Source organism: Kitasatospora sp. CB02891 (assembly GCF_002803145.1).
Lineage (GTDB): Bacteria > Actinomycetota > Actinomycetes > Streptomycetales > Streptomycetaceae > Kitasatospora > Kitasatospora griseola.
In genome coordinates this window covers 1-25,476 of sequence record NZ_NNBO01000024.1, presented here as the reverse complement: position 1 = coordinate 25,476, position 25,476 = coordinate 1, and the positions used below count along the sequence as shown (strand labels likewise).

Below are 25,476 nucleotides of genomic sequence, written 5' to 3'. Positions count from 1 at the left end.
CCAGGTCGTTCGCGTCCGAGACGTCCGAGGGAGAGGAAGGTCCGGCGGGAGTGGGTCGCAGCCCGGGGGCGTCTGCAGGTGCGACGGTGCCCGCGCCGGCGGTGGCGGCCTCGGCGGGGGGCGTCGGGCTGGGCGGCGCGGGTGTGGCGGAGGAACCGGCAGCGAGCCAGGGGAAGGGAGGTGCGCGAGGCAGCGCGAAGAGCGGGGACCAGTCGGCGCTTCAGGCGCTGTGGCGTTCGTACAAGGAGAAGGGTGACCAGGGGCTGCGCGACCAGTTGATCCTGCATTACTCGCCGCTGGTGAAGTACGTCGCGGGTCGGGTCGGGGTCGGGCTGCCGGCCAACGTGGAGCAGGCGGACTTCGTGTCCTCGGGGGTCTTCGGGCTGATCGATGCGATCGAGAAGTTCGACATCGACCGGGCGATCAAGTTCGAGACGTATGCGATCAGTCGGATTCGCGGCGCGATCATCGACGAACTGCGGGCGCTGGACTGGATCCCGCGGTCGGTGCGGCAGAAGGCGAAGGCGGTCGAGCGGGCCTACGCCACCTTGGAGGCACGGCTGCGGCGGACGCCGCACGACCCCGAGGTGGCGGCGGAGATGGGCATCGCGCTGGACGAGTTGCACACCATCTTCAGTCAGCTGTCGCTGGCCAACGTGGTGGCGCTCGACGAACTGCTGCACTCGGCGGGCGAGGGCGGTGACCGGCTGACCCTGATGGAGACGCTGCCGGACAACGGCGCCGACAACCCGGTCGAGATCGCCGAGGACCGCGAGCTGCGCCGTCTGCTGGCCTCGGCGGTCAACACGCTGCCCGAACGGGAGAAGACGGTGGTGACGCTCTACTACTACGAGGGCCTGACGCTCGCCGAGATCGGCCAGGTGCTCGGGGTGACCGAGAGCCGGGTCAGCCAGATCCACACCAAGTCGGTGCTGCAACTGCGGGCGAAGATGTCCGACGCCCGCTGAGCCAGGACGGCAGCGGCGCGAGAGCGGCGCGACGGCAGTACGACCGCAGCGCGGCGGTGATGGCGGAGCGACGGCTCCTGGGCCGACGGATCGGCGGGTGTGCGGTATGCGCCCCCGTCGGCCGTTGGCGTCCGTAGAGTTGGTGCGTGCCGAAAATCCGGGCGGCCACGGTGGCCGAGCATCGACAGTTGCAGCAGGCAGCGCTGCTGGACGCCGCGCGCGTCCTGTTGGCGGAGGGCGGCAGGGAGGCGCTGAACTTCGGCGCCCTCGCTGCGCGTGCGGGGCTGGCCAGGTCCTCGGTGTACGAGTACTTCCGGTCCAAGTCCGAGCTGGTGGAAGCGCTCTGCGCGGTGGACCTCCCGCTGTGGGCCGCCGAGATCGAGGCCGGCATGGCGGCCTGCGACGGTGCGGTCGAGCGGATCGAGGCGTACGTCCGGGGGCAGGTGGCGCTGGCCACCGACCCGGTGCACCGCGCGCTGGTGGCCGTCGCCGAGTTCGAACTCGACGACGCCGCGCGGGCACGGATCAGAGCCGCGCACACCGGCCTGACCGCCATGGTGGTGCGCACCCTGGAAGAACTCGGCCATGCCAGGCCGGGCGTCGCGGCCGCTCTGCTGCAGGGCGTGGTGGAGGCCGCGGTCCGCCAGATCGAGCGGGCCCGGGAGACCGCCGACGCCTCGGAGATCGCCGATGCCTCGGTGCGGTTCGCCCTGGACGGCCTCAGGCCGGGCAGTGCAGACGGTGCGGGCACAGGCGCCTCGGACGTCGGCGGCACTGCCCCGGCCGGGACGGGTTGCGGCTCGGGCTCGGGCGGAAGCTGATCCGGCGTCAGGGCGAGTCGAGCGGGAGCAGGCGGGCCCGGCCGGTGCCGAGCAGGGCGAGCGGGTCGAGGTAGCGGGCGCCGCGGAGCAGGCCCCAGTGCAGGCAGTCGACGGGGCAGTGCCCGGAGTCGGCGGTCAGTTCGCCGATCCGGTCGCCCGCCGATACCGCCGTGCCGACGGGGACGGACCCGGCCACCGGGAGGTAGGTGGTCCGCAGCGGGGGAGTGCCCGAGCCGGTGTGGGTGATCACCACGACGGGGCGCCCGGCCACCTGCCCGGAGAACGTCACCACGCCGGGCGCGGCCGCGCGCACCGCCGTCCCGGGCGCGGCCGCCAGGTCCACGCCGCGGTGCCCGGCCGCCCAGCGCGCCGGAGGCGGATCGAAGCGCCGCACCAGTGCGGACCGGTCACCCACCGGCCACACCCGCCCGGACCCCGGCCCCACCACCTCGGGCCCCGCGGCAGAGAACCCCGCCGCGACCACCCCCGCCGCCGGACCGCCCGAACCACCCCCGCCGCCGACCACGGTGACGAGCCCCAGCAGCACTGCCCCCACTCGGCAGAACACGCCCCACCACCGCACGCCAACCTCCCTCGGTCCTCGGCGCCCCAACACGGCGAAACCGGCACAGCACCGGCACCCGGCACAAACCACGACAAGCCCGCTCGGCGGGTGTGGCCCCACCATGGAGGTCGCAGCGCCGGTGTCGCCCGTCGATTCCGGAAGCTGTGGACAGACCGGGGGCTGTGGACAACTGCCGTCCCCCGCAGGGGTGAACGGTGGGCGGCGGCCCGCCCGTAGCGGTGCTGAACAGGGCAGCGGGACCGCACGGAGTCGCCCGTCGCTCGGGGCTTCCCGTACACTTCACACGCGACCCGGTCTGCCGGGTCGACTTCGCACGCCCCGCCACCGACGGCCCGCCCCCTTCCGGGAACGGTCGCCGGTGCGAGTGCCGCTCGGTCCGCCGAGCCTGCCGAGGCCGCAAGCCCCGTGCAGGCCGAGCGGCTTGGCACGTCGGGGCGTCAGGCGTGGCGGTCACCCGACCGACACGGACAACCGAGAGTCCCGGCACCCCGCAGAGCGCACCTGCCTCGCGGCGAGCCGGGCAACACAGAGGAGCACGGCACATGGCCGTCGTCACGATGCGGGAGCTGCTGGAGAGCGGCGTCCACTTCGGTCACCAGACCCGTCGTTGGAACCCGAAGATGAAGCGTTTCATCTTCACGGAGCGCAACGGCATCTACATCATCGACCTCCTGCAGTCGCTGAACTACATCGACCGCGCCTTCGAGTTCGTCAAGGAGACCGTTGCCCACGGCGGCAGCGTCCTCTTCGTCGGCACCAAGAAGCAGGCCCAGGAGGCCATCGCCGAGCAGGCGACCCGCGTGGGCATGCCGTACGTCAACCAGCGCTGGCTGGGCGGCATGCTGACCAACTTCTCGACCGTTTACAAGCGTCTGCAGCGCCTCAAGGAGCTCGGCGAGATCGACTTCACGGATGTGGCCGGCTCGGGCCTCACCAAGAAGGAGCTCCTGGTCCTCCAGCGCGAGTACGACAAGCTGGAGAAGACCCTCGGCGGTATCCGCGACATGCAGCGCGTTCCCAGCGCTGTCTGGATCGTGGACACCAAGAAGGAGCACATCGCGGTCGGCGAGGCCCGGAAGCTCAACATCCCGGTCGTCGCCATCCTCGACACCAACTGTGACCCGGACGAGGTCGACTACAAGATCCCGGGCAACGACGACGCGATCCGCTCCGTCACCCTGCTGACCCGTGTGATCGCCGACGCCGTCGCCGAGGGCCTGAAGTCCCGCGCCGGTGTCGCCAAGGGCGACGCGAAGGCCGAGCCGGGCGCCGACCAGCCGCTGGCCGCCTGGGAGAAGGAGATCCTCGAGGGCGAGAAGGCCGCCGAGGCCCCCGCCGCCGAGGCTGCTGTCGAGGCCCCGGCCGAGGCTGCTGCGGAGGCTCCGGCCGCCGAGGCCGAGCAGGCCTGACGTACCACCAGGGCGAGGGGCACCGGCCGGGCTGAGCCGGTGGGTGCCCCTCTCTCCCGTGCCGGGGACCCGAACCCTGGGCCCCGGCACTTTCCCACGCAGACACGCGAGACGTGAGAAGAGATCACACGATGGCGAACTTCACCGCCGCGGACGTCAAGAAGCTCCGTGAGCTCACCGGCGCCGGCATGATGGACTGCAAGAAGGCTCTGGACGAGGCCGAGGGCGACGTTCAGAAGGCCGTCGAGCTCCTGCGCATCAAGGGCCAGAAGGGCGTTGCCAAGCGCGAGGGCCGCGACGCCTCCAACGGCGCCGTCGCCGCGCTGATCGCCGAGGACAAGAAGTCCGGCGTCCTGGTCGAGCTGAACTGCGAGACCGACTTCGTCGCCAAGGGTGGCAAGTTCGTCGAGGTCGCCGACGCGATCGCCGCGCACGTTGCCGCCACCTCCCCGGCCGACCTGGAGGCCGCGCTGGCTTCCGAGATCAACCCGGGCCAGACCGTCCAGCAGTTCGTGGACGAGGCCAACGCGACCCTGGGCGAGAAGATCGTCTTCCGTCGCTTCGCGCAGTTCGACAACGACGGCTTCGTCGGCGTCTACATGCACAAGTCGGACCCGGACCTGCCGCCGACCATCGGTGTCCTCGTCGAGCTCGACCAGGAGAACGCCGAGACCGCCAAGGACGTCGCGCAGCACATCGCCGCCTTCGCGCCGAAGTACCTCTCCCGCGAGGAGATCCCGGCCGAGGAGCTCGAGAACGAGCGCCGCGTCGCCGAGGCCACCGCTCGCGAGGAGGGCAAGCCCGAGGCTGCCCTGCCGAAGATCGTCGAGGGTCGGGTCACCGGCTTCGTCAAGGAGAACGCCGTCCTGGAGCAGGCGTTCGCCAAGGACAACAAGAAGTCCGTCGCCAAGGTCCTCGACGAGGCCGGCGTCACCCTCAAGCGTTTCGTTCGCTTCCGCGTCGGCGCCTGAGACCGTTCCGCGCAGCTCCTCCCGCCAAGTCGGGCCCCGGGCCGGACATAAGGTAGGAGAGCGCCCGTCCGCAAGGACGGAGGAACGCGCCGACCGAGCCCTCCAGTACCCCGTGAGGGCGGCGTCGGCACCATGAACGAAGAGGAGGCCATTGCCGTGCAGGAGACCGTACCGGTTCCCGCGGCAGTGGCCTCCTCTCGTATGCACGGCACCGGGCCCGCACGTCCGGCGCCGTGAGTAGCACTTGCAGATCTGCTGACCAGCAGGCGGAGAAGGGAAAGTCCATGCAGGAGACGCAGGAGACCGCACCGGACGGCACCCGCCGCCGGGTACTGCTCAAGCTGTCCGGCGAGGCGTTCGCCGGCGGAGGCGGCCTCGGCGTCGACCCGGACGTGGTGCACGCCATCGCCCGTGAGATCGCCACGGTGGTGCGCGCGGGTACGGAGGTCGCCATCGTCATCGGCGGCGGCAACTTCTTCCGCGGCGCCGAGCTGCAGCAGCGCGGCATGGACCGGGCCCGCTCCGACTACATGGGCATGCTGGGCACCGTGATGAACTGCCTCGCGCTCCAGGACTTCCTGATCAAGGAGGGCATGGAGACCCGCGTGCAGACCGCGATCACCATGGGCCAGGTCGCCGAGCCGTACCTGCCGCTGCGCGCCATCCGGCACCTGGAGAAGGGCCGCGTGGTGATCTTCGGCGCGGGTATGGGCATGCCCTACTTCTCCACCGACACCACTGCCGTGCAGCGGGCGCTGGAGATCCACGCCGATGTCCTGCTGATGGGCAAGAACGGCGTCGACGGGGTCTACGACTCCGACCCGCGCACCAACCCCGCCGCGGTCCGGTTCGACTCGCTGGACTACACCGAGGTGATCTCCCGCGACCTCAAGGTCGCCGACCTGACCGCGATCACCCTGTGCAAGGACAACCGCCTGCCGATCCTGGTCTTCGAGCTGCTCGCCGAAGGCAATATCGCCCGCGCGGTCAAGGGTGAGAAGATCGGCACACTCATCAGCGAGGACTCCGTCCAGGCCTAGCCGCCGGGGCGCCGAGTAGCAACAGCCGTCCGGGGCACCGGTACGGAACAACAGCAGATGAACCGGACAGGGAGCACACAGTGATTGACGAGACCCTCCTCGAGGCCGAGGAAAAGATGGAGAAGGCCGTCGGGGTCGCCAAGGACGACCTCGCCGCCATCCGTACCGGCCGTGCACACCCGGCGATGTTCGCCAAGATCGTCGCGGAGTACTACGGCGCCCTGACGCCGATCAACCAGCTGGCCTCGTTCTCCGTTCCGGAGCCGCGGATGGCCATGGTCACCCCGTTCGACAAGACCGCGCTGAAGGCCATCGAGACCGCGATCCGCGACTCGGACCTGGGCGTCAACCCGTCGAACGACGGCTCCGTCATCCGGGTGGTGCTGCCGCAGCTCACCGAGGAGCGCCGCCGCGAGTACATCAAGCAGGCCCGCGGCAAGGGCGAGGACGCCAAGGTCTCGGTCCGCTCCGTCCGCCGCAAGGCCAAGGACGCGATCGACAAGCTGGTCAAGGACAAGGAGATCGGCGAGGACGACGGCCGCCGCGGCGAGAAGGAGCTCGACGACCTGACCGCCAAGTTCGTGGCGCAGATCGACGAGCTGCTGAAGCACAAGGAAGCCGAGCTGCTGGAGGTCTGACCCCAGACCCCGCGCGTACGCCCCGGACCGGCGGCCCCTCCGCCCGGCCCGGGGCGCGGCTCGACCCGGGCCGGCGCCACACGGGTCACTCGCGCGGCGGCCTCCGGTATGGCGAGGGGGCGGCGCGGCACAGACTCAGTTCATGCCCCCCGCCCAGGAGACCTCCGTGGCCCAGACCGACCAGCAGCCCCGCAAGCCGCGCGGCGGCCGCAACCTGCCCGCCGCGATAGGTGTGGGAGTCGGCCTCGGGGCGGTGATCGCGGCCTCGCTGTTCGTGGTCAAGGCGGTCTTCATGGTGGTGGTGGCCGCCGCCGTCGCCGTCGGCATCTGGGAGCTCACCAGCCGGCTCGCCGAGCGCAAGGACATCCACGTCCCGCAGATCCCGCTGCTGGTCGGCGGCGTCGGCATGGTGGTGGCGGGCTACTTCGAGGGCGGTCAGTGGGCGGCCGCGATCCTGGCGCTCACCGGGCTGGCGATGATGGTCGCCCGGATGGCCACGCCGCCGGAGAACTTCCTGCGCGACATAACGGCCGGCGTGTTCACCGCCTTCTACGTGCCGTTCCTGGCGACCTTCGTCGCGCTGATCCTCTCCGCCGACGGCGGCGCCTGGCGGATCCTGCTGTTCCTGGTCGTGACGATCTGCTCGGACACCGGCGCGTACGCCGTCGGCTACAAGTTCGGCCGCACCAAGCTCGCCCCGACCATCAGCCCGGGCAAGACCCGGGAGGGTCTGGCGGGCGGCATCGGCCTGTCGATGATCGCCGGCGCGCTGCTGATGCACTTCGTGATCGACGGCGGCTCCTGGTGGCAGGGCCTGATCCTGGGCGGCTGCGCGGCCGTCACCGCGACCCTCGGCGACCTCGCCGAGTCCATGATCAAGCGTGACCTCGGCATCAAGGACATGGGCACCCTGCTCCCCGGCCACGGCGGCATCATGGACCGCCTCGACTCGCTGCTCCCGACCGCCCCGGTGGTCTGGCTGCTGCTCACGGTCTTCGTCGGCAGCTGAGGCCCCGTCATGCCACGGCCCCCGGCGACGGGGGCCGTTTTTCGGTTGAGGCCGCCGTTCCCGCCCGGTACCGTCCGCGGTGACGGGGGGTGCGATGGGCAGGCGGCGGTACGTGGCGCGCGGTGTTCCGGGCGGCTACCGGATCTGGGACAACCGGGCGCAGCGGTGGTGGGGCGACCTGTACGAGCTGTGCCCGGACGAGCTGGTGGCGGGTCTGAACGCCCGGGTCGACCACGCGACGCTGACGGCGCTGCTCAAGCGGCACCGGGCGGCCAGGCGGTAGCGACGGGGCAGCGTCCGCGGTCTGCGACACTGGACGGACCATGCCTAAGCCCGGAGAACTGACCTTTGTCGCGCCGCGCGGCGCCAAGCCCCCGCGACACCTTGCCGACCTCAGCCCTGCCGAGCGCAAGGAGGCCGTCGCCGAGCTGGGCGAACAGCCGTTCCGCGCGAAGCAGCTGTCGAACCACTACTTCGGCCGGATGTCGAACGACCCGGAGAGCTGGACGGACATTCCGGCTGCCAGCCGGGGCAAGCTGACCGAGGCGCTGCTGCCCGAGCTGATGTCGGTGGTGCGGCACGTGTCGTGCGACGACGACGAGACCCGCAAGACGCTGTGGAAGCTCTTCGACGGGACGCTGGTCGAGTCGGTGCTGATGCGGTACCCGGACCGGGTGACGATGTGCATCAGCTCGCAGGCCGGCTGCGGCATGAACTGCCCGTTCTGTGCGACCGGCCAGGCCGGGCTGACCCGGAACCTGTCGACCGCGGAGATCGTCGAGCAGATCGCCGCCGGCATGCGCGACCTGAAGTCCGGGTCGGTGGCCGGTGGCGAGGCGCGGCTGTCCAACGTGGTGTTCATGGGCATGGGCGAGCCGCTGGCGAACTACAACCGGGTGCTGTCGGCGATCCGCCGCCTCACCGACCCGGCGCCGGACGGCTTCGGGCTCTCCCAGCGCGGCATCACGGTGTCCACGGTGGGCCTGGTCCCGGCCATGCACCGGTTCGCCGACGAGGGCCTGAGCTGCCGCCTGGCGCTGTCGCTGCACGCCCCGGACGACGAGCTGCGTGACGAGCTGGTGCCGGTGAACACCCGGTGGAAGGTCGCCGAGGTGCTGGACGCGGCGTGGAACTACGCGGAGAAGTCCGGCCGCCGGGTGTCGATCGAGTACGCGCTGATCAAGGACATCAACGACCAGGCGTGGCGGGCGGACCTGCTCGGTCGGCTGATCAAGAACCAGCGGGTGCACGTGAACCTGATCCCGCTCAACCCGACGCCGGGTTCGAAGTGGACGGCCTCCCGTCCGGAGGACGAGCGGGAGTTCGTCCGCCGGCTGCAGGCGCACGGCGTGCCCACCACCGTCCGCGACACCCGCGGTCAGGAGATCGACGGCGCCTGCGGTCAGCTGGCCGCGGCGGGCTGAGACCCCAGCAGCACGAACGCCCCGGTGGTTCCCCGTGACGGGAGGACCACCGGGGCGTTCCGCGTCCGTGGGCGCTACCGCAGCGGGCAGAGCGCCAGGGTGAGCCCGCCGGTGACCAGCAGGACGGTGCCGGCGGCGAGGGCGCGCAGGGCGAGGGTGCCGGTGAGCAGGCCGGCCGGGGTGCCGAGGCGGTCCAGGACGGCGAGGGTGTCGCGGCGGTCGCCGCGCAGTTCCAGCAGCCGGGAGGCCAGGGCGGCGACGGCGCAGGCCAGGATCAGCAGGCCCTCGACCAGCAGGAGCGCGGGGACGTCGGTGTCGTGGCGGGACCACTCGCGGCCGGCCACCAGCAGCAGGGCGGCGACGCCGGTGAGCACGGCCAGCGGCGTGCCGAGACGGGGCGCCTGGGCGGTGAGCGCGCGGCCGGCCAGCAGCCGCAGCGGGGAGGGCCGGCGGATCACCGTCAGCCGCCCGGCGAGGGCGAGCAGCGGGCCGGTCCACAGGGCGAGCGCGAGGGCGGCGAGGGTCCAGCCGACCAGCAGGGCGGGGCTGGTGGCGGGCAGGCCGCCGGGCAGGTCGAGGGTGCGTTCCGCGTCGGTGGCGCCGGGCCGCAGTCCGTACAGTTCGAGGCCGATCCCGGCGAGCAGCAGGGGAGCGGGCAGGGCGAGCCGTCGCGCGCTCCAGCCGGGCCGGGCGGGTTCGGCGGGTCGGCCGGGCAGGGTGTCGGGGAAGCGGACGGCGCAGGCCGCGGCGACGCCGGCGACCAGCGTGGGGACGGCGAGCAGGGTGACGGGCGCGGCGACGGGCAGCGGGATGCCCATGCCGATGTCGGCGGCGAGCGAGGGCCCGGCGATGTCGTTGCGCAGCACCAGGAACAGCAGCAGGGTGAGTCCGGAGCCGAGGGCGCAGGCGAGTGCGATCTCGCCGGCGATCAGCAGCCGGATCCGGCCGGGTCCGACGCCGGCGGCGGCGAGGCCGGTGATCCGCTCGGGGTGCTGGGCGGGGACGGCGCGGGCGGCGACGGCGGCGAACCAGGCGACGGCGGCCAGCGGGGGCAGGCACCACAGCAGCCGGTCGGGGCCGCCGGTGGGTTCGGCGAGGGCCCGGCCGAGGGCGCGCAGCAGGAAGGCGGCGACCACGGCGGCGGCGCCGGCGGTGAGCAGCCAGCGGGCCAGGTCGAGGGCGCGGTAGCCGCGGGCGAGTCCGAGGTAGTACACGTCGGCCCTCTCAGTGCCCGGCGGGGACGGCGGCGGGCTCGGCCGTGATCCGGCCGTCGACCAGGTGGACGGTGCGGTCGGCGTAGCGGGCGAGTTCCGGGTCGTGGGTGGCGAGGACCAGCGTCAGGTGGTGGGAGCGGGCGGCGCTGGCCAGTATCCGCAGGACCTGTTCGCGGGCGTCGCGGTGCAGCGGCGCGGTGGGGTCGTCGGCGAAGACCACGGGCGGTTCGGGGGCGAGGGCGCGGGCGACGGCGATCCGCTGGCGGCGGTCCTGGGGGAGGTCGGCGGGCCGGAGCTTGGCGCAGTCGGCGACGTCGAGGCGGTCGAGCCATTCGGTGGCGGCGCGGTGGGCGGCGCGGTGGCCGGCGCCGGCCAGCAGCAGCGGCAGGGCGACGTTCTCACGGGCCGTCAGTTCCGGGACCAGGTGCGGTTCGGAGCCGACCCAGCCGAAGCGTTCGCGGCGCAGCCGTTCGCGTCCGGCCCGGCCGAGGGTGTGCACGGGGGAGCTGTGGAACCAGACCTCGCCCTCGTCGACCGGGAGTTGGGCGGACAGGCAGCCGAGCAGGGTGGACTTGCCGGAGCCGCGCGGGCCGGTGACGGCGAGCATCTCGCCCTCACGGACGCGGAGGGAGACGCCGCGCAGCGCGGGGGTGCCGTGGTGCGACTTGACGATGCCTCGGGCCCAGAGCACGTCGTTGTCGGGCGGGGCCGCTGACATGTGATCCATCCAGGTGCCGACGGGGATATGACAGTCGTCAGATTAGAACGATCGGACGGCCGTGCGGGTGCGCCGCACTGACCCGAACGGGGAGGAATCGCCGCGAAAGCGGCGTGTTGGCCGCAGATTCGTTCCCGGGTACGCCGAAGGGCGGTCCCGACGGTGAGGAGTCGGGACCGCCCTTCGGTGGAGGGTGGGGCAGAAAGCTCAGCTGATCAGATCTTCGCCCACGCGTCGGTCAGGCTGGTCCGCAGGATCTGCTCGATCTCGTCGAAGGTCGACTGGTCGGAGATCAGCGGCGGGGCCAGCTGGATGACCGGGTCGCCACGGTCGTCGGCGCGGCAGTACAGGCCGTTGTCGAACAGGGCCTTCGACAGGAAGCCGTAGAGGACGCGCTCGACCTCTTCGTCGTTGAACGACTCCTTGGTGACCTTGTCCTTCACGAGCTCGATGCCGTAGAAGTAGCCGTTGCCGCGTACGTCGCCGACGATCGGCAGGTCGCGCAGCTTGTTCAGGGTGCCCAGGAACGCCGACTCGTTGTCGAGGACGTGCTGGTTCAGGCCCTCGCGCTCGAAGATGTCGAGGTTGGCCAGCGCCACCGCGGAGGAGACCGGGTGGCCACCGAAGGTGTAGCCGTGCAGGAAGGTGTTGTCACCCTTGTAGAACGGCTCGGCCAGGCGGTCCGAGATGATGGTGGCGCCGATCGGGGAGTAGCCCGAGGTCATGCCCTTGGCGCAGGTGATCATGTCGGGCTGGTAGCCGAACTTGTCGGCGCCGAACATGGTGCCCAGGCGGCCGAAGGCGCAGATGACCTCGTCCGAGACCAGCAGCACGTCGTGGCGGTCGCAGATCTCGCGCAGGCGCTGGAAGTACCCGGGCGGCGGCGGGAAGCAGCCACCGGCGTTCTGCACCGGCTCGACGAAGACGGCGGCGACGGTCTCGGGGCCCTCGAAGAGGATGGCCTGCTCGATCTCGTCGGCGGCCCAGCGGCCGTAGGCCTCCGGGTCGACGGTGCCGTCGGGGGCCGTCAGGAACGACGGGGCGCGGTAGATGTTGGTGTTCGGGGCCTTGTGGGTGCCCGGCACCAGCGGCTCGAACGGGGCCTTCAGGCCCGGCAGGCCGGTGATCGACAGGGCGCCCTGCGGGGTGCCGTGGTAGGCGACCGCGCGGGAGATGACCTTGTACTTGGTCGGCTTGCCGGTCAGCTTGAAGTACTGCTTGGCGAGCTTCCACGCGGTCTCGACGGCCTCGCCGCCACCGGTGGAGAAGAAGACCTTGTTCAGGTCGCCCGGGGCGTAGTTGGCCAGGCGCTCGGCCAGCTCGACGGCCTTCGGGTGGGCGTAGCTCCACACCGGGAAGAAGGCGAGCTCCTTGGCCTGCTTGGCAGCGGCCTCGGCCAGCTCCTCGCGGCCGTGGCCGGCCTGGACGACGAACAGGCCGGCGAGCCCGTCGAGGTACTTGCGCCCCTTGTCGTCCCAGACGTAGGTGCCTTCGCCCTTGACGATCGTCGGCACGGGGGAGTTCTCGTACGACGACATGCGGGTGAAGTGCATCCACAGGTGGTCGTAGGCGGTCTTGGAAAGGTCCTTCTGCGCCGGCTCGGCTGTCATCGGGTGCCCCAGGTGTAGGTCTGTTTCCGGAGCTTCAGGTAAACGAAGCTCTCGGTGCTCCGCACGCCGGGAAGCGCGCGGATGCGCTTGTTGATCAGTTCGAGGAGGTGCTCGTCGTCCTCGCACACCAGCTCTGCGAGCAGGTCGAACGAGCCCGCGGTGCAGACCACGTAGTCGACCTCGTCGAACGCGGCCAGCGCGTCCGCGACCGGTTCGATGTCGCCCTCGACGCGGATGCCCACCATCGCCTGGCGGGTGAAGCCGACGGTGAGGGGATCGGTCACGGCGACGATCTGCATCACGCCCTGGTCGAGCAGCTTCTGGACGCGCTGCCGAACAGCCGCCTCGGACAGGCCGACGGCCTTGCCGATGGCGGCGTACGGACGGCGCCCGTCCTCCTGGAGTTGCTCGATGATCGCCTTGGAGGCGGCGTCGAGGGGAACGCTGGCGTTCCGGTCACGGTTGGCCACGCCGCCACTGTGCCCGACGGGCGAAGGAATCGCAAGCGGTGGTTCTGCTGATTTCGTCGTGCATTCGATGATCAAGAACGGAATGCGTGGCGCTCCGGGCGGGGCTATGTCGATTACGGCAGTGTCGGAGGTAGTCTGGCGACGTACACGCGCGAGCCTGCACGCCGCCGATCGTGGCTTGTCGCTGACATGCTGTGTTCGCCCCGGCCCGGAGTAATCTGGCGCGCGGGGATGCAACGAGGCAGGCCCAGACCGAGGAGAGACCCGTGAGCGAGCTTCGTACGCTGCGCAACTACATCAACGGTGAGTTCGTCGATGCGGCGGACGGCCGCACCCTCGACATCGTCGACCCGACCACGGGCGAGGTGTACGCGACCTCCCCGCTGTCCGGTGCTTCCGACGTGGACGCCGCGATGGCCGCCGCAGCCGCCGCCTTCCCGATCTGGCGCGACTCGACCCCGTCCACCCGGCAGAAGCTGCTGCTGAAGATCGCCGACGCGGTCGAGGCCCGGGCCGACGAGATCGTCGACGCCGAGGTCCGCAACACCGGCAAGCCGCGCGCGCTGACCCTCTCCGAGGAGATCGGCCCGATGGTCGACCAGCTGCGCTTCTTCGCCGGCGCCGCCCGCCTGCTGGAGGGCAAGGCCGCGGGCGAGTACATGGACGGGATGACCTCGATCGTCCGCCGTGAGCCGGTCGGCGTCTGCGCGCAGGTCGCGCCGTGGAACTACCCGATGATGATGGCCGTGTGGAAGTTCGCCCCGGCGATCGCCGCGGGCAACGCCGTGGTGCTCAAGCCGTCCGACACCACCCCCGCCTCCACCGTGCTGCTGGCCGAGATCATCGGCGGCGTGCTGAACGAGATGGAGCTGCCGGCCGGCATCTTCAACGTGATCTGCGGCGACCGCGAGACCGGCCGCCTGATGGTCGAGCACCGCACCCCGGCGATGGCCTCCATCACCGGCTCGGTCCGGGCCGGCATGCAGGTCGCCGAGTCCGCCGCGAAGGACGTCAAGCGGGTCCACCTGGAGCTCGGCGGCAAGGCCCCCGTGGTGGTCTTCCAGGACGCCGACATCGCCGAGGCCGTCGAGGGCATCTCGGTCGCCGGCTACTTCAACGCCGGCCAGGACTGCACCGCCGCCACCCGCGTGCTGGTGCACGAGTCGATCCACGACGCGTTCGTCGAGGCGCTCGCCAAGGCCGCCAAGGACATCAAGACCGGTGGCGTGGACGACGAGGACGTGCTCTACGGCCCGCTCAACAACGCCAACCAGCTGAAGCAGGTCACCGGCTTCATCGAGCGCCTGCCCGCGCACGCCAAGGTCGAGGCCGGCGGCCACCGGGTCGGCGAGGTCGGCTACTTCTACGCCCCGACCGTGGTCTCCGGCCTGAACCAGGACGACGAGATCATCCAGAACGAGGTCTTCGGCCCGGTCATCACCGTGCAGAAGTTCACCGACGAGGAGCAGGCCGTCGACTACGCGAACGGCGTCGAGTTCGCCCTCGCCTCCTCGGTCTGGACCAAGGACCACGCCCGCGCGATGCGGATGTCCCGCCGCCTGGACTTCGGCGCGGTGTGGATCAACACCCACATCCCGCTGGTCGCGGAGATGCCGCACGGCGGCTTCAAGAAGTCCGGCTACGGCAAGGACCTGTCCTCGTACGGGTTCGAGGACTACACCCGGATCAAGCACGTCATGACCGCGATCTGACGCGGTAGCGGAACAGGCAGGGGCGCGAGGAACTGAGCCGTCGGCCGTCGCTCTGCGGAGTGCACGGTCGGGCGCGCAGTTCCGTCGCGCCCCTGGTTTTTCACCCTGTCAGGGCGGCGCGACGCTCCTGTGACAGCATGAAGCTGCCCAGCCGTCGGACGGCTCCCTAACCTGGGGGCATGAGCACTCCCACCGCTGACTCGGTCGCCGGGCAGGCCGTCAAGGCCGCCGACCGCGCGCACGTCTTCCACTCGTGGTCCGCCCAGGCACTGATCGACCCCCTCGCGGTGGCCGGCGCCGAGGGCTCCTACTTCTGGGACTACGACGGCAACCGCTACCTGGACTTCTCCTCGCAGCTGGTGAACACCAACATCGGCCACCAGCACCCGAAGGTGGTCGCGGCGATCCAGGCGAAGGCCGCCCAGCTGTGCACCATCGCCCCGGGCTTCGCCGAGGAGTCGCGCAGCGAGGCCGCCCGGCTGATCGCCGAGCGCACCCCCGGCGACCTGGACAAGATCTTCTTCACCAACGGCGGCGCCGAGGCGAACGAGAACGCGATCCGGATGGCCCGGCTGCACACCGGCCGGCACAAGGTGCTCTCCACCTACCGCTCGTACCACGGCGCCACCGCCAACGCGATCACCCTGACCGGCGACCCGCGGCGCTGGGCGAACGAGACCGGCGTCTCCGGCATCGTGCACTTCTGGGGCCCGTACGCCTACCGTTCGAACTTCCACGCCGAGAACGAGGCCCAGGAGTGCGAGCGCGCGCTCGCCCACCTGGAGCAGACCCTCGCGTTCGAGGGCCCCGGGACCGTCGCGGCGATCATCCTGGAGACCGTGGTCGGCACCGCCGGCATCCTGGTGCCGCCGGCCGGCTACCTGGCGGGCGTCCGCGAGATCTGCGACAAGTACGGCATCGTCTTCATCCTGGACGAGGTGATGGCCGGGTTCGGCCGCACCGGCGAGTGGTTCGCCGCCGACCACTGGGGCATCACCCCCGACCTGCTGACCTTCGCCAAGGGCGTCAACTCCGGCTACCTGCCGCTCGGTGGCGTGGCCATCTCCGGCGCGATCGCCGAGACCTTCGCGCAGAAGGCGTTCCCCGGCGGCCTCACCTACTCCGGCCACCCGCTGGCCTGCGCCTCCGCCGTGGCCACCATCAACACGATGGCCGAGGAGGGCATCGTGGAGAACGCCAAGCACATCGGCGAGAACGTGCTCGGCCCCGGCCTGCGCGAGCTGGCGGAGCGCCACCCCTCGATCGGCGAGGTCCGCGGCCTCGGCGTGTTCTGGGCGCTCGACCTGGTGAAGAACCGCGAGACCCGCGAGCCGCTGGTGCCCTACAACGCGGCCGGCGCCGACAACGCGCCGATGGCGCAGCTCGCCGCGGCCTGCAAGCAGCGCGGCCTGTGGCCGTTCACCAACATGAACCGGTTCCACGTCGTCCCGCCGTGCAACATCAGCGAGGAGGACGCCAAGACCGGCCTCGCCGTCCTGGACGAGGTGCTCACCCTCACCGACGCGCACACGGTCTGACGAGACACCAGGCGGAAGGCCCCGGGCGATCGCCCGGGGCCTTCCGCGCTGCGGTCGCCGGCACGTCGACACCGTCACCGCAGCGTCGGCCGCCTCGGGCCGCGCCGACGCCGTCAGCGGCGCACCGCGTCCAGTGCCAGCAGGGCCACGTGCAGGGAGAGGCAGGACTCCACCTGGTCGAGGTCGACGCCGAGGATGCGCTCGACCTTGTGCAGGCGGTCGTAGAAGGACGGGCGGGACAGGTGGGCGGCGTCCGCGGCCGCGGACTTGTTGCGGCCCTGCTCCAGATAGATCCGCAGCATCTGCACCAACTGGCCGCCGTGCTCGGCGTCGTGGGCCAGCAGCGGACCGAGTTCGCGCTCCACGTAGGTCTGCAGGCGCTCGTCGTCGCGCAGCAGGTGGAGCAGGCCGCGCAGGCGGACGTCGGGCAGGCGGTAGTACGCGGCGCGGCTGCCCGGGGCGTCGTGCAGGGCGGCGTCGGCGACCTGGGTGGCCTCCAGCAGGGCGCGGCGGGCGTCGCGGACCGAGCCCACCGAGGAGCCGACCGCTATCACCGGCTCGGCCGCCGCGCCGTCCCGGCCCGCCTCCGCGGACAGCCGGCGCAGCGCCGCGGCGAACGCCTCCAGCGAGGTGTGCTCGTCCTGCTGCGAGCCGAGCGCGATCAGCACGCCCACGCCCTCGTCGTCCAGCGCGCCGACCAGCGCGGACAGCCGGGCGGAGCGGATCGCGGTGGCCGCCAGCTCGGTGAAGTCGCGCAGCCGGGCCTGCGCCTCCAGGGCGGCGGGCAGCGGGCCCTGACGCTGCCTCAGCACCACGCCGACCAGCCGGCGGCCCTCCAGCGGGACGCCCAGCGCCTGGGCGCGCAGCGACACCTCGGAGACGGTGAGCGCGTGGGTGAGGATGCCCGACAGCAGGGTGCGGTGGGTCTGCCGCTCCAACGACTCGCGGTCGCGCACCACCAGCCGGTTCAGCGCGAGGGTGGCCGCGCCGCGCTCCAGCAGCATCGCGTGCGGGTGCGGCACGTCCGGGGGGAGCGGCGCCGGCTCGTCGACCAGCACCAGCCGGCCCCAGTCCTGGCCGCGCGCGCCGACCGTGGTCACCAGCCAGCCCGAGCGCGGGTCGTAGCCGGTGCGGCCCGGCGGGTTGACGCCGCGCGAGCGGTGCTCCCAGTTCTCCAGCAGCTCGTGCTCGCCGCGGCCCGCCGTGGCGTGCGCCAGCACCTGGTGGGCGAGGTTCTCCAGCACCACCGGCGCGCCCGCCATCCGGCCGACCTGCCGGACCACCTCGGCGGGCTCCGCGCCCTCGGTGGCCAGCTCGTTGAACACCTGGTGCACGGCCTCGGACACCCGCAGCTGCTCCAGCTGCGCGTTCACCACCAGCGCGTGCACCGCCTCGGTGACGGCGACGAACTTCAGCTCCCGGCGCAGCACCACCAGCGGCAGGTTGTGCCGCTCGGCGGCCGCCACCAGGGCCCGGGGCAGCGAGTCGAAGTAGCGCCGGCCGAACTCGATCACCAGCCCGGCCACCCCGACCTCGGCCAGCTCCCGCACGTAGCGGGCCAGGCCGTCCCGGTCCTCCGGAAGCGCGATGCCCGTGGACAGCACCAGCTCGCCGCCGTGCAGCAGCCCTGCCAGGTCCGGCAGCTCGCTGACGTGCACCCAGCGCACCGGCCGCTCCAACGCGGAGGCTCCGGCCACCACCTGGGGCAGGCCGCGCCGCATCACGTCGAGATCGAGCACGCGGGCGACGGTGGGCAGCATCGCGGACACCTCCAGGGGGTTTCAGGGTGTCAAGTGAATCATGCTCGGGCGCGACGCCCTGTCGCCCAGGGCGGAGCCTTGCAGCCTGTAAGACCGCCCGCCGGGGCCGTTGCTGAGTGACGCTTGCCTCCGACCCCCGAACCGAGGCATCGTCGGCCGGGTCGAGTAGGCAATGGAGGCAACTCATGGACCTGACCAGCTTCAACGACGGCGCGCAGTACCTCGCGGGCCGTCTGACCCGGGGCTCGGGCGGCGAGCCGTTCAACGTGGTCAACCCCGCCGACGGCAGCACCGTCCAGCAGGTCGAGCTCGCCACCACCGCCGACGTCGACGCCGCGGTCGCCGCGGCCCGCGGCGCGCTCCCCGAGTGGTCCGGCGCCACCCCGGGCGCCCGCTCCGAGGCGCTGAACCGCCTGGCCGGCATCCTCGCCGAGCGGGCCGGACAGTTCGCCCGGGTGGAGACCGCGCAGACCGGCAAGCCGATCAAGCTGTCCACCGAGTTCGACGTCCCCGGCACCATCGACAACACCGCGTTCTTCGCCGGCGCCGCCCGCAACCTCGAAGGCAAGGCCGCCGGCGAGTACAGCGGCGACCACACCTCGTACGTGCGCCGCGAGGCGGTCGGCGTGATCGGCAGCATCGCGCCGTGGAACTACCCGCTGCAGATGGCCGCCTGGAAGATCCTCCCGGCGATCGCGGCCGGCAACACCATCGTCCTGAAGCCCGCCGAGATCACCCCGCTCACCTCGCTGATGTTCGCCCGGGCCTGCACCGACGCCGGCATCCCCGACGGCGTCGTCAACGTGATCACCGGCGCCGGACGCACCGCCGGCGAGCACCTGATCGGCCACCCCGACGTCGCCATGGTGTCCTTCACCGGCTCCACCGCCGTCGGCAAGCGGGTCGCCGAGATCGCCACCGCCACCGTCAAGCGCACCCACCTCGAACTCGGCGGCAAGGCCCCGTTCGTGGTCTTCGACGACGCCGACCTGGACGCCGCCGTGCACGGCGCCGTCGCCGGCTCGCTGATCAACAGCGGCCAGGACTGCACCGCCGCCACCCGCGCCTACGTCCAGCGCCCGCTGTACGACGCCTTCGTGGCCGGCGTCGCCGAGCTGTACGCCGCGATCCGCCTCGGCGACCCGATGAACCCGCAGACCGACCTGGGCCCGCTGGTCTCCTTCACCCACCGCGACCGCGTCGCCGGCTTCGTCGAGCGCGCCCGCTCCTACGCCACCGTGGTCACCGGCGGCCCCGCCGACGGCAAGGGCCACGACGGCACCGACCTGTCGCTCGGCGCTTACTACCGCCCCACCCTGATCACCGGCGCCACCCAGGACAGCGAGGTCGTCCAGGGCGAGATCTTCGGCCCCGTGCTCGTCGTGCTGCCCTTCGACAGCGACGAGGAGGGCCTGCGGCTCGCCAACGACACCCCCTACGGCCTGGCCGCCTCGGCCTGGACCCGCGACATCCACCGCTCGCTGCGCGCCACCCGCGAGATCGCCGCCGGCTGCGTCTGGGTCAACGACCACATCCCGATCATCAGCGAGATGCCGCACGGCGGGTACAAGGCCTCCGGCTACGGCAAGGACATGTCGCAGTACTCGCTCGACGAGTACACCCAGGTCAAGCACGTCATGTTCGACACCACCGCGGTCGCCCGCAAGGACTGGCACCGCACCATCTTCGGCGACCGCTGACCGGTCCTCGGGCCCACCGGGGTCCGCGATCCGTGTAAGAGACCGCCGGTACCCCGCTCTCCCGGATGACAACGCCCACCGCGTGTCATCCGGGAGAGACGAGGAACCGCACGTGAGCACCACCCGCCACCCCAGCGCCCTGCACTGGCTGGCCGCCGCCGCCCCCGACCCCGACAGCTGCCGCCGCCGCTGGGAGCGCACCGGCCTCGCCCTGCTGCCCGCCGGCCGCCGCTGGGACGTACTGCACGCCCCGGGCCCGCTCGGCCGCCCCGCCGCCGCGCTGCTCGACCGGCCCGGCGGCGGACCCGTCCTGGAGGACCCGGCCGACGACACCGTCGGCTTCCTCGTCCCCGTCGGCACCGCCGACCACTGGGTCGGCACCGGCATCCGCCGCTCCGGCGACGGCACCTGGATCGCCGTCCCGCACCCCGACCGCCCCGGCCGCGGCCCGCACTGGCTGATCCCCCCGCACCGCAGCGGACGCCTCGTCGACCCCGCCGCCCTCGCGCTGGCCCTGCACGACACCGCCGCGCACCTGCGCTGCCCGCGCTTCCCCCGCTGAGCGGACCACACTGTCCCCATGGACACCAGCACTGCCGACCCCGGGCCACCCGCCCGGGACCAGCACACCGACCGCACCCGCCTGCTCGCCGACGCCCAGCCGTACTGCCTGCAGCACGCCCTCGCGCTGGCCGGGGCCGACGCACTCCGCCTGCACGGCCTGCCCGTCCACCGCCACGGCGCCGACCTGCTGCTGGTCTGCGCCGACGGCCCGCCGCTCGCCGACCTCGCCACCGGACTCGCCGAGACCCTGCGCGCCGCCGGCCACCGCACCGCGGACAGCACCGGCACCGCCCGCCGCCACCAACTCGCCGTCACCGCCGGCCGCACCGCCGGCCTCGGGCTCCCGGACCCGGCCCGCCCGGCGCTCCGCGTCGAACTGCGGCGCGAACCGCTGCGCCACCCGCCCGTGCTGCCCGACGGCGCCCCGCTCCCCGTCGCCGCCCTGGACGACGCCGCCGCGCTCGCCGTCCTCACCCTCTGCGAACGCGCCCTGCCCGCCGACCTGTTCGCCCTGCACGCCGTCACCGCCCGCCTGCGCGAGGGCCAACTCCTCGCCCTGGCCGGCGCGTTCGACGAGGAGTTCACCGCAGGGACGCTCGCCGACCGGCTGGAGAGCGCCGCCGCGCTGCTCCCGTCCGGCGCCGCCGACACCCGGCAGTGGGCCGAGCACTGGGCCCAGGACCTGCGGCTCGATCTGCTGGAGACCACCGAACTCGCCGACGGCCTGCACGACCCCTACCTGGACGCCGCGGAGAGCGCCGAGGAAGCCCCCGACGCCGCGCCCGACGACCTGTAAGGGTGAATCGCGCTTCCCCGTCAGGGTGCTCGTTGAGCGGGCCGGATGCGCGGAGCAGACTGGAGAACGAGCGCGGGACATCCGTGGACAGTCGGAGGCAGAGACCCTTGAGCAAGCACATCACCCACTGGATCGGCGGCCAGTCCGTCGCCACCGCCGGAACCGCGCCCCGCCGCGGCGACATCTTCGACCCGGCCACCGGCCAGACCACCGGCCAGGTCGACTTCGCCGAGATCGCCGAGGTCGACCAGGCGGTCGCCGCCGCCGCCCAGGCCTTCGCCTCCTGGCGCAAGGCGTCCATCGCCAAGCGCACCCAGGTGCTGTTCAACTTCCGCGAGCTGTTCAACGCCCGCAAGGACGAGCTCGCCGCGATCATCGTCGCCGAGCACGGCAAGGTGCACTCCGACGCCCTCGGCGAGCTCGCCCGCGGCCAGGAAGTCGTCGAGTACGCCTGCGGCATCCCGCAGCTGATCAAGGGCGGCTTCACCGAGCAGGCCTCCACCGGCGTCGACGTCTACTCGATCCGTCAGCCGCTCGGCCCGGTCGCCATCATCTCGCCGTTCAACTTCCCGGCCATGGTGCCGATGTGGTTCTTCCCGATCGCCATCGCGGCCGGCAACACGGTCGTCCTGAAGCCCTCCGAGAAGGACCCGTCCGCCGCCAACTTCATCGCCGAACTGTGGAAGGAAGCCGGCCTCCCCGACGGCGTCTTCAACGTCGTGCACGGCGACAAGGTCGCGGTCGACCGCCTGCTGGAGCACCCCGACATCAAGTCCGTCTCCTTCGTCGGCTCCACCCCGATCGCCCGCTACGTGTACGAGACCGGCACCCGCTACGGCAAGCGCGTGCAGGCCCTCGGCGGCGCCAAGAACCACATGCTGGTGCTCCCCGACGCCGACCTCGACCTGGCCGCCGACGCCGCCATCAACGCCGGCTTCGGCGCGGCCGGCGAGCGCTGCATGGCCGTCTCCGTGCTGGTCGCCGTCGACCCGATCGGCGACGAGCTGGTCGCCAAGATCAAGGAGCGGATGGCCACCCTCAAGGTCGGCCCCGGCTGCAACGGCGACTCCGAGATGGGCCCGCTGGTCACCGGCCAGCACCGCGACAAGGTCACCTCCTACGTCGAGTCCGGTGTCGCGGACGGCGCCGAACTCGCCGTCGACGGCCGCAAGCACGCCATCGCCGGCGAGGACGCCTCCGGCGCCCCCACCACCGACGGCTTCTGGCTCGGCCCCACCCTGTTCGACCACGTCAAGCCGGGCATGTCCGTCTACAACGACGAGATCTTCGGCCCGATCCTGTCGGTCGTCCGGGTCCCCTCCTACGACGAGGGCCTGGAACTGATCAACGACAACCCGTACGGCAACGGCACCGCCATCTTCACCAACGACGGCGGCGCGGCCCGGCGCTTCCAGAACGAGGTCGAGGTCGGCATGGTCGGCATCAACGTGCCGATCCCCGTCCCCGTCGCCTACTACTCCTTCGGCGGCTGGAAGGCCTCGCTGTTCGGCGACAGCCACGCCTACGGCGCCGACGGCGTCCAGTTCTTCACCCGCGGCAAGGCCGTCACCCAGCGCTGGCTCGACCCCTCGCACGGCGGCATCAACCTCGGGTTCCCGACCAACAGCTGAGGCTGTCGAGCCCGGCCCCGGGACACGACACGGACAGCCGGCCCCCTGCCAGGGGGCCGGCCGTCCGGCGTTCCCGCTCCGCGGGGGCGCCGCACTACTCCGCGCCGTTGTTCCTCACCTGACGGCGCACCGTCGCCCGCACCGCCCGCGACACCACCGGTCCGAGGCCGTCCACCACCTCCACCAGCAGCCCCAACTGGTCCAGCGCGCCGAACGCCCCCGCCGCCCCCGCCGGGTCCACACCCTCGTACAGCTCCAGACCCACGAACCCGGCCGTCACCGCCTGCGCCAACCCCGCCAGGTCGAGGAACTCCGCCAGCGGATGCCCGGCGAACAGCCGGCCGAGGACGGCCTCGATCTCCGCCGTCCACAGCCGCAGCGCCTCCGCCGACACGTCCGCGAGCTGCGGGTACCCCGTCGCCCCCGCCAGGAACTGACCCAGCAGCGCGACGTTCCCCTCCGCCCGCTCCCGCGCGTGCAGCTCCTGGCCCACCGTCAGCAGCTCGCGCAGCGACCGCACCTCCGCGAACCGCTCGCGGTACCGCTCCAACCGCAGCCCCGTCTCGCGCAGCGCCGCCGCCGCGAGCAGCCCCTCCACCGTCTTGAAGTGGTAGAACACCAGCGCCTGATTGGCCCCGATCTCCCCGGCGATGCTCCGCGCCGACACCCCCGAGATCCCCTGCCGCTTGAGCGCACTGATCGCCGCATCCATCAACCGCTCACGTGTGTCGCCCATGCGCCGCAGCGTAGTCGCCGCCCGCTGCCCGCCGTCCCGACCCATCCGCTACATCCGGAAGCGCTCGCGCAGCGGACGCACATGACGCGGGATCCCCTCCGCCCCCACCCGCGGGTACTCCGCCGTGAACCACCCCTGGTACCCCAGCACCAGCCCCACCACCGGATTGCTCACCCGCACCCGGATCCGGAACCGCCCCGCCTCGTCGTCGAACCACTCGTGCAACTCCGCCCGCCCCGTCAGCAGCTCCGGCACCACCGGCGCCCCGACCAACGACGCCACCCGCTGCGCCCCCGAGGAGATCACCAGCCCGCCGCGCGCCGTCACCCCCAGCCGCAGGTCCACCGCCAACTGCTGGTGCGTCCCCAGATAGTCGAGCACCGTCCCCGGCCGGCCCTGCGCCGCCACCATCGTCGCGTCGAACCGCCGCGGCCGGGCGAACTGGAACGTCCGCACGAACGTCACCGTCTCCCGTCCGAACCCGTCCCGGTACGCGTAATTGGCGATCGTGAACGGTATGTCCCGCCCCTGCTCCGGAAACAGGACGTTGCGGCGCGCCCCCACCCGGAGAAACGGCACCAGCAGCCGCGACCCGCGCTCGATCCGATCCATCCGTCCCGTTCCGACACAGGCGATCCCGTCCGCACTGGAGAAGCCGAACCGGCGCTGCAACTCCGGGTGCAGACGCTCGAAGTCCGCGCCGAGCGCCGCATGGAAGATCGAACGGCTCGGAGCCGCGGCGGCGGGGGAGCCGGCCGGGTCGGTGACGGCAACTGTGACGGTCATGACTGCTCCAGGGTGATCGCGCCCAGGTTCCCGCTGGGTCGGCGTGGGGAGAGGTGCTTCCGGCTCGGAGAGGGAGCGGGGCGGTCGGACGGCGGGGCGAGCGCGGCCAGCAGACGGGGCGCGCGGGCGGCAGCCCGGCCGCGAGCACCCGGGCGCGGACGACGACGGCAGCGGCGGGCAGCAGGAGTGACCGGGCAGGGCGGGACGAGCGCCGAGAACACCAGCACCACGCCCGCCGTGAGCACACCCGCGACGGCCTGCCCCGTGACCGCCGCGTCCAGCACTCCCGCCAGCGCCGCAGCTCCCGCCCGGACCGCCACCTCGGCCAGCCCGTGCACCAATGCCCGCTCCGGCGGGATCCCACGCTCCGCCCACAGCCGCAGCCGGTCGAACGACCAGGCCGTCAGCCACCCCACGAACGGCCGCACCAGAAAGCGGTCCAGCTGCGCACCGCCGCGCCAACGCCAGCTGCGGTAGTCGTAGCCGGTGACGAAGGTGACGCGGGACGCCGCGCCGTCCGCCGACGTCCGGTCAGTCGCCGGGTCCTCGGAACGGCTGGGCAGGTAGCGCCAGTACCCCGCCCCCTCCTGCAGCGGGGACCAGCCCGAGTCGGACGCGAAGCGCAACGCACTCACCCGCTGCCCGTCGGCTCGCCGCCGCTCGGCTGTGGTGACCCCGCTTCCCGTCAGTGCCGGCCCCTTTGACAGCCCCAGCAGGTACCGGAACCCGACTGGCTCCGACTCCTCCTTCTCCTGTGCACCGGGCTCGGGTGGGTGCTCGCTCGGCGAGTCCAGGTAGTCGATGCGGCTGAATCGGGCGTCCCAGCGCTGGTGGTGCCACGGCCGCTGGGTGAGCTCCCAGAGCGTGTCCGGATCCGTGCGGATCGACAGCTCCACATAGATCGGTTTGGTCGGGCGTCGCCCCTGACCAGGCATGGATGTCCCCCTGTCGCGAGATTTGAGCGATCGCTCAACGCTTGGCGCGGTCATCATGGCAGAGGTTTGAGCGACCGCTCAAGAGTCGATGCTGCGGGGTGGCGGTGGATCGCCGGCAGGAGGTGTTTGCACCTGGGGCGGATCCGGCGTAGTGTTCACTGGTCGCTCGGCAGGGAGCACCGGACACGCATCTGTGTGGACGGTCCCGGGGCGGCCAATCCTCAAGAACCACCCAGTTGATCCGTGCCGGGTCGCGTCCTTTTCGCGCCTCCGTTCGTATTTGCTGTGCGCGTTTTCGGAGATTGCGGCGGATTCGCTTTTCGGAGCGGGGATCGGCTAGAGTTTGAAACGTCGGACGGGCCGTCAGGTCGGGAAGACGAACAGTAAGTCGGATTGAAACTCCGGAAAACGGAGCGGAAAACATCTGATAAGCTGGAAAC

At 71.9% G+C, this 25,476-nt stretch carries 24 protein-coding genes; 15 read left to right on the top strand and 9 right to left on the bottom strand.

All coding sequences use genetic code 11. The annotated features are described in order from the left end of the window. Positions 1-86: 86 nt before the first annotated feature. Together whiG and CG736_RS34245 are read left to right on the top strand one after the other, a co-directional pair. A complete protein-coding gene (whiG, locus tag CG736_RS34250) occupies positions 87-968 on the top strand; it encodes an RNA polymerase sigma factor WhiG (protein ID WP_369880805.1) in 882 nt (293 codons plus the stop codon). Between the two features lie 170 nt (positions 969-1,138). Further along, entirely contained in the window at positions 1,139-1,789 is a 651-nt protein-coding gene (locus CG736_RS34245; RefSeq protein WP_100590021.1) for a TetR/AcrR family transcriptional regulator, read from the top strand. Between the two features lie 7 nt (positions 1,790-1,796). On the opposite strand, the gene CG736_RS38485 is transcribed toward CG736_RS34245, so the two are convergent. Further along, a complete protein-coding gene (locus CG736_RS38485) occupies positions 1,797-2,372 on the bottom strand; it encodes a M23 family metallopeptidase (RefSeq protein WP_255419066.1) in 576 nt (191 codons plus the stop codon). Positions 2,373-2,917: 545 nt separating this feature from the next. On the opposite strand from CG736_RS38485, the gene rpsB reads away from it, so the two are divergent. The 7 genes from rpsB to rlmN all read left to right on the top strand — a co-directional run bounded on the left by rpsB (position 2,918) and on the right by rlmN (position 8,866). After that, a complete protein-coding gene (rpsB, locus tag CG736_RS34235; RefSeq protein WP_100590019.1) occupies positions 2,918-3,784 on the top strand; it encodes a 30S ribosomal protein S2 in 867 nt (288 codons plus the stop codon). A 131-nt stretch (positions 3,785-3,915) separates the two neighbouring features. Next, positions 3,916-4,755 (top strand): translation elongation factor Ts, encoded by an 840-nt coding sequence (gene tsf, locus CG736_RS34230; RefSeq protein ID WP_100590018.1) that lies wholly within the window; start codon positions 3,916-3,918, stop codon positions 4,753-4,755. A gap of 284 nt (positions 4,756-5,039) precedes the next feature. Next, positions 5,040-5,795: a UMP kinase gene (gene pyrH, locus CG736_RS34225; RefSeq protein WP_100590017.1), complete on the top strand. Its 756-nt coding sequence runs from the start codon at positions 5,040-5,042 to the stop codon at positions 5,793-5,795. Between the two features lie 80 nt (positions 5,796-5,875). Next, a complete protein-coding gene (gene frr / locus CG736_RS34220; RefSeq protein WP_033256297.1) occupies positions 5,876-6,433 on the top strand; it encodes a ribosome recycling factor in 558 nt (185 codons plus the stop codon). A 142-nt stretch (positions 6,434-6,575) separates the two neighbouring features. After that, positions 6,576-7,442, top strand: coding sequence for a phosphatidate cytidylyltransferase (locus CG736_RS34215; protein WP_043916182.1), 867 nt, complete (start codon positions 6,576-6,578; stop codon positions 7,440-7,442). 94 nt (positions 7,443-7,536) lie between these two features. Beyond that, positions 7,537-7,725: a hypothetical protein gene (locus CG736_RS34210; RefSeq protein WP_043916183.1), complete on the top strand. Its 189-nt coding sequence runs from the start codon at positions 7,537-7,539 to the stop codon at positions 7,723-7,725. Between the two features lie 40 nt (positions 7,726-7,765). Further along, the gene (rlmN, locus tag CG736_RS34205) at positions 7,766-8,866 is read left to right on the top strand and encodes a 23S rRNA (adenine(2503)-C(2))-methyltransferase RlmN (RefSeq protein ID WP_043916184.1); all 1,101 of its coding nucleotides are present in this window, start codon (positions 7,766-7,768) and stop codon (positions 8,864-8,866) included. 74 nt (positions 8,867-8,940) lie between these two features. On the opposite strand, the gene CG736_RS34200 is transcribed toward rlmN, so the two are convergent. The 4 genes from CG736_RS34200 to CG736_RS34185 all read right to left on the bottom strand — a co-directional run bounded on the left by CG736_RS34200 (position 8,941) and on the right by CG736_RS34185 (position 12,878). After that, a complete protein-coding gene (locus CG736_RS34200) occupies positions 8,941-10,080 on the bottom strand; it encodes a hypothetical protein (protein ID WP_100590016.1) in 1,140 nt (379 codons plus the stop codon). Between the two features lie 10 nt (positions 10,081-10,090). Further along, positions 10,091-10,798: an ABC transporter ATP-binding protein gene (locus CG736_RS34195; protein WP_100590015.1), complete on the bottom strand. Its 708-nt coding sequence runs from the start codon at positions 10,796-10,798 to the stop codon at positions 10,091-10,093. A gap of 215 nt (positions 10,799-11,013) precedes the next feature. Beyond that, entirely contained in the window at positions 11,014-12,408 is a 1,395-nt protein-coding gene (locus tag CG736_RS34190) for an aspartate aminotransferase family protein (protein WP_100590014.1), read from the bottom strand. Continuing rightward, the gene (locus CG736_RS34185) at positions 12,405-12,878 is read right to left on the bottom strand and encodes an Lrp/AsnC family transcriptional regulator (RefSeq protein ID WP_030458782.1); all 474 of its coding nucleotides are present in this window, start codon (positions 12,876-12,878) and stop codon (positions 12,405-12,407) included. The genes CG736_RS34190 and CG736_RS34185 overlap by 4 nt, the downstream gene beginning before the upstream one ends. Before the next feature lie 266 nt (positions 12,879-13,144). On the opposite strand from CG736_RS34185, the gene CG736_RS34180 reads away from it, so the two are divergent. Together CG736_RS34180 and CG736_RS34175 are read left to right on the top strand one after the other, a co-directional pair. Beyond that, positions 13,145-14,590, top strand: a complete 1,446-nt coding sequence (locus CG736_RS34180; protein WP_100590013.1) for a gamma-aminobutyraldehyde dehydrogenase — start codon at positions 13,145-13,147, stop codon at positions 14,588-14,590. 179 nt (positions 14,591-14,769) lie between these two features. Beyond that, positions 14,770-16,128, top strand: a complete 1,359-nt coding sequence (locus CG736_RS34175) for an aspartate aminotransferase family protein (protein WP_043916189.1) — start codon at positions 14,770-14,772, stop codon at positions 16,126-16,128. Positions 16,129-16,241: 113 nt separating this feature from the next. Here the strand turns inward: CG736_RS34175 and CG736_RS34170 are convergent, their stop codons facing one another. Further along, complete coding sequence (locus tag CG736_RS34170) at positions 16,242-17,888, bottom strand: PucR family transcriptional regulator (protein ID WP_043916190.1); 1,647 nt, start codon at positions 17,886-17,888, stop codon at positions 16,242-16,244. Between the two features lie 185 nt (positions 17,889-18,073). Between CG736_RS34170 and CG736_RS34165 the strand changes: the two genes are divergently transcribed. The 4 genes from CG736_RS34165 to CG736_RS34150 all read left to right on the top strand — a co-directional run bounded on the left by CG736_RS34165 (position 18,074) and on the right by CG736_RS34150 (position 22,579). Beyond that, positions 18,074-19,588, top strand: coding sequence for a gamma-aminobutyraldehyde dehydrogenase (locus CG736_RS34165; RefSeq protein ID WP_100590012.1), 1,515 nt, complete (start codon positions 18,074-18,076; stop codon positions 19,586-19,588). Positions 19,589-19,700: 112 nt separating this feature from the next. Beyond that, positions 19,701-20,150, top strand: a complete 450-nt coding sequence (locus CG736_RS34160; RefSeq protein ID WP_100590011.1) for a hypothetical protein — start codon at positions 19,701-19,703, stop codon at positions 20,148-20,150. Between the two features lie 18 nt (positions 20,151-20,168). After that, the gene (locus tag CG736_RS34155) at positions 20,169-20,948 is read left to right on the top strand and encodes a hypothetical protein (protein ID WP_100590010.1); all 780 of its coding nucleotides are present in this window, start codon (positions 20,169-20,171) and stop codon (positions 20,946-20,948) included. 107 nt (positions 20,949-21,055) lie between these two features. Further along, a complete protein-coding gene (locus CG736_RS34150; protein WP_100590009.1) occupies positions 21,056-22,579 on the top strand; it encodes a CoA-acylating methylmalonate-semialdehyde dehydrogenase in 1,524 nt (507 codons plus the stop codon). Positions 22,580-22,673: 94 nt separating this feature from the next. Here CG736_RS34150 and CG736_RS34145 read toward each other — a convergent pair whose 3' ends face one another. From CG736_RS34145 to CG736_RS34135, 3 genes are read right to left on the bottom strand one after another with little or no spacing between them, the layout of a single operon-like run. After that, complete coding sequence (locus CG736_RS34145) at positions 22,674-23,315, bottom strand: TetR/AcrR family transcriptional regulator (protein WP_100590064.1); 642 nt, start codon at positions 23,313-23,315, stop codon at positions 22,674-22,676. Between the two features lie 48 nt (positions 23,316-23,363). Beyond that, on the bottom strand, positions 23,364-24,101 hold the full coding sequence (locus CG736_RS34140) for a DUF4166 domain-containing protein (protein ID WP_100590008.1): 738 nt from the start codon (positions 24,099-24,101) through the stop codon (positions 23,364-23,366). Beyond that, the gene (locus CG736_RS34135; RefSeq protein WP_232734366.1) at positions 24,098-25,036 is read right to left on the bottom strand and encodes a hypothetical protein; all 939 of its coding nucleotides are present in this window, start codon (positions 25,034-25,036) and stop codon (positions 24,098-24,100) included. Before CG736_RS34135 ends, CG736_RS34140 begins: the two co-directional genes overlap by 4 nt. Positions 25,037-25,476 lie beyond the last annotated feature (440 nt).

Bases quoted from the DNA above. Each gene is read 5' to 3' on its own strand.
- rpsB (WP_100590019.1), top strand. From the start codon at position 2,918: ATGGCCGTCGTCACGATGCGGGAGCTGCTGGAGAGCGGCGTCCACTTC.
- tsf (WP_100590018.1), top strand. From the start codon at position 3,916: ATGGCGAACTTCACCGCCGCGGACGTCAAGAAGCTCCGTGAGCTCACC.
- pyrH (WP_100590017.1), top strand. From the start codon at position 5,040: ATGCAGGAGACGCAGGAGACCGCACCGGACGGCACCCGCCGCCGGGTA.
- CG736_RS34215 (WP_043916182.1), top strand. From the start codon at position 6,576: ATGCCCCCCGCCCAGGAGACCTCCGTGGCCCAGACCGACCAGCAGCCC.
- CG736_RS34210 (WP_043916183.1), top strand. From the start codon at position 7,537: ATGGGCAGGCGGCGGTACGTGGCGCGCGGTGTTCCGGGCGGCTACCGG.
- rlmN (WP_043916184.1), top strand. From the start codon at position 7,766: ATGCCTAAGCCCGGAGAACTGACCTTTGTCGCGCCGCGCGGCGCCAAG.
- CG736_RS34195 (WP_100590015.1), bottom strand. From the start codon at position 10,798: ATGTCAGCGGCCCCGCCCGACAACGACGTGCTCTGGGCCCGAGGCATC.
- CG736_RS34190 (WP_100590014.1), bottom strand. From the start codon at position 12,408: ATGACAGCCGAGCCGGCGCAGAAGGACCTTTCCAAGACCGCCTACGAC.
- CG736_RS34175 (WP_043916189.1), top strand. From the start codon at position 14,770: ATGAGCACTCCCACCGCTGACTCGGTCGCCGGGCAGGCCGTCAAGGCC.
- CG736_RS34170 (WP_043916190.1), bottom strand. From the start codon at position 17,888: ATGCTGCCCACCGTCGCCCGCGTGCTCGATCTCGACGTGATGCGGCGC.
- CG736_RS34165 (WP_100590012.1), top strand. From the start codon at position 18,074: ATGGACCTGACCAGCTTCAACGACGGCGCGCAGTACCTCGCGGGCCGT.
- CG736_RS34155 (WP_100590010.1), top strand. From the start codon at position 20,169: ATGGACACCAGCACTGCCGACCCCGGGCCACCCGCCCGGGACCAGCAC.
- CG736_RS34145 (WP_100590064.1), bottom strand. From the start codon at position 23,315: ATGGGCGACACACGTGAGCGGTTGATGGATGCGGCGATCAGTGCGCTC.
- CG736_RS34140 (WP_100590008.1), bottom strand. From the start codon at position 24,101: ATGACCGTCACAGTTGCCGTCACCGACCCGGCCGGCTCCCCCGCCGCC.
- CG736_RS34135 (WP_232734366.1), bottom strand. From the start codon at position 25,036: ATGCCTGGTCAGGGGCGACGCCCGACCAAACCGATCTATGTGGAGCTG.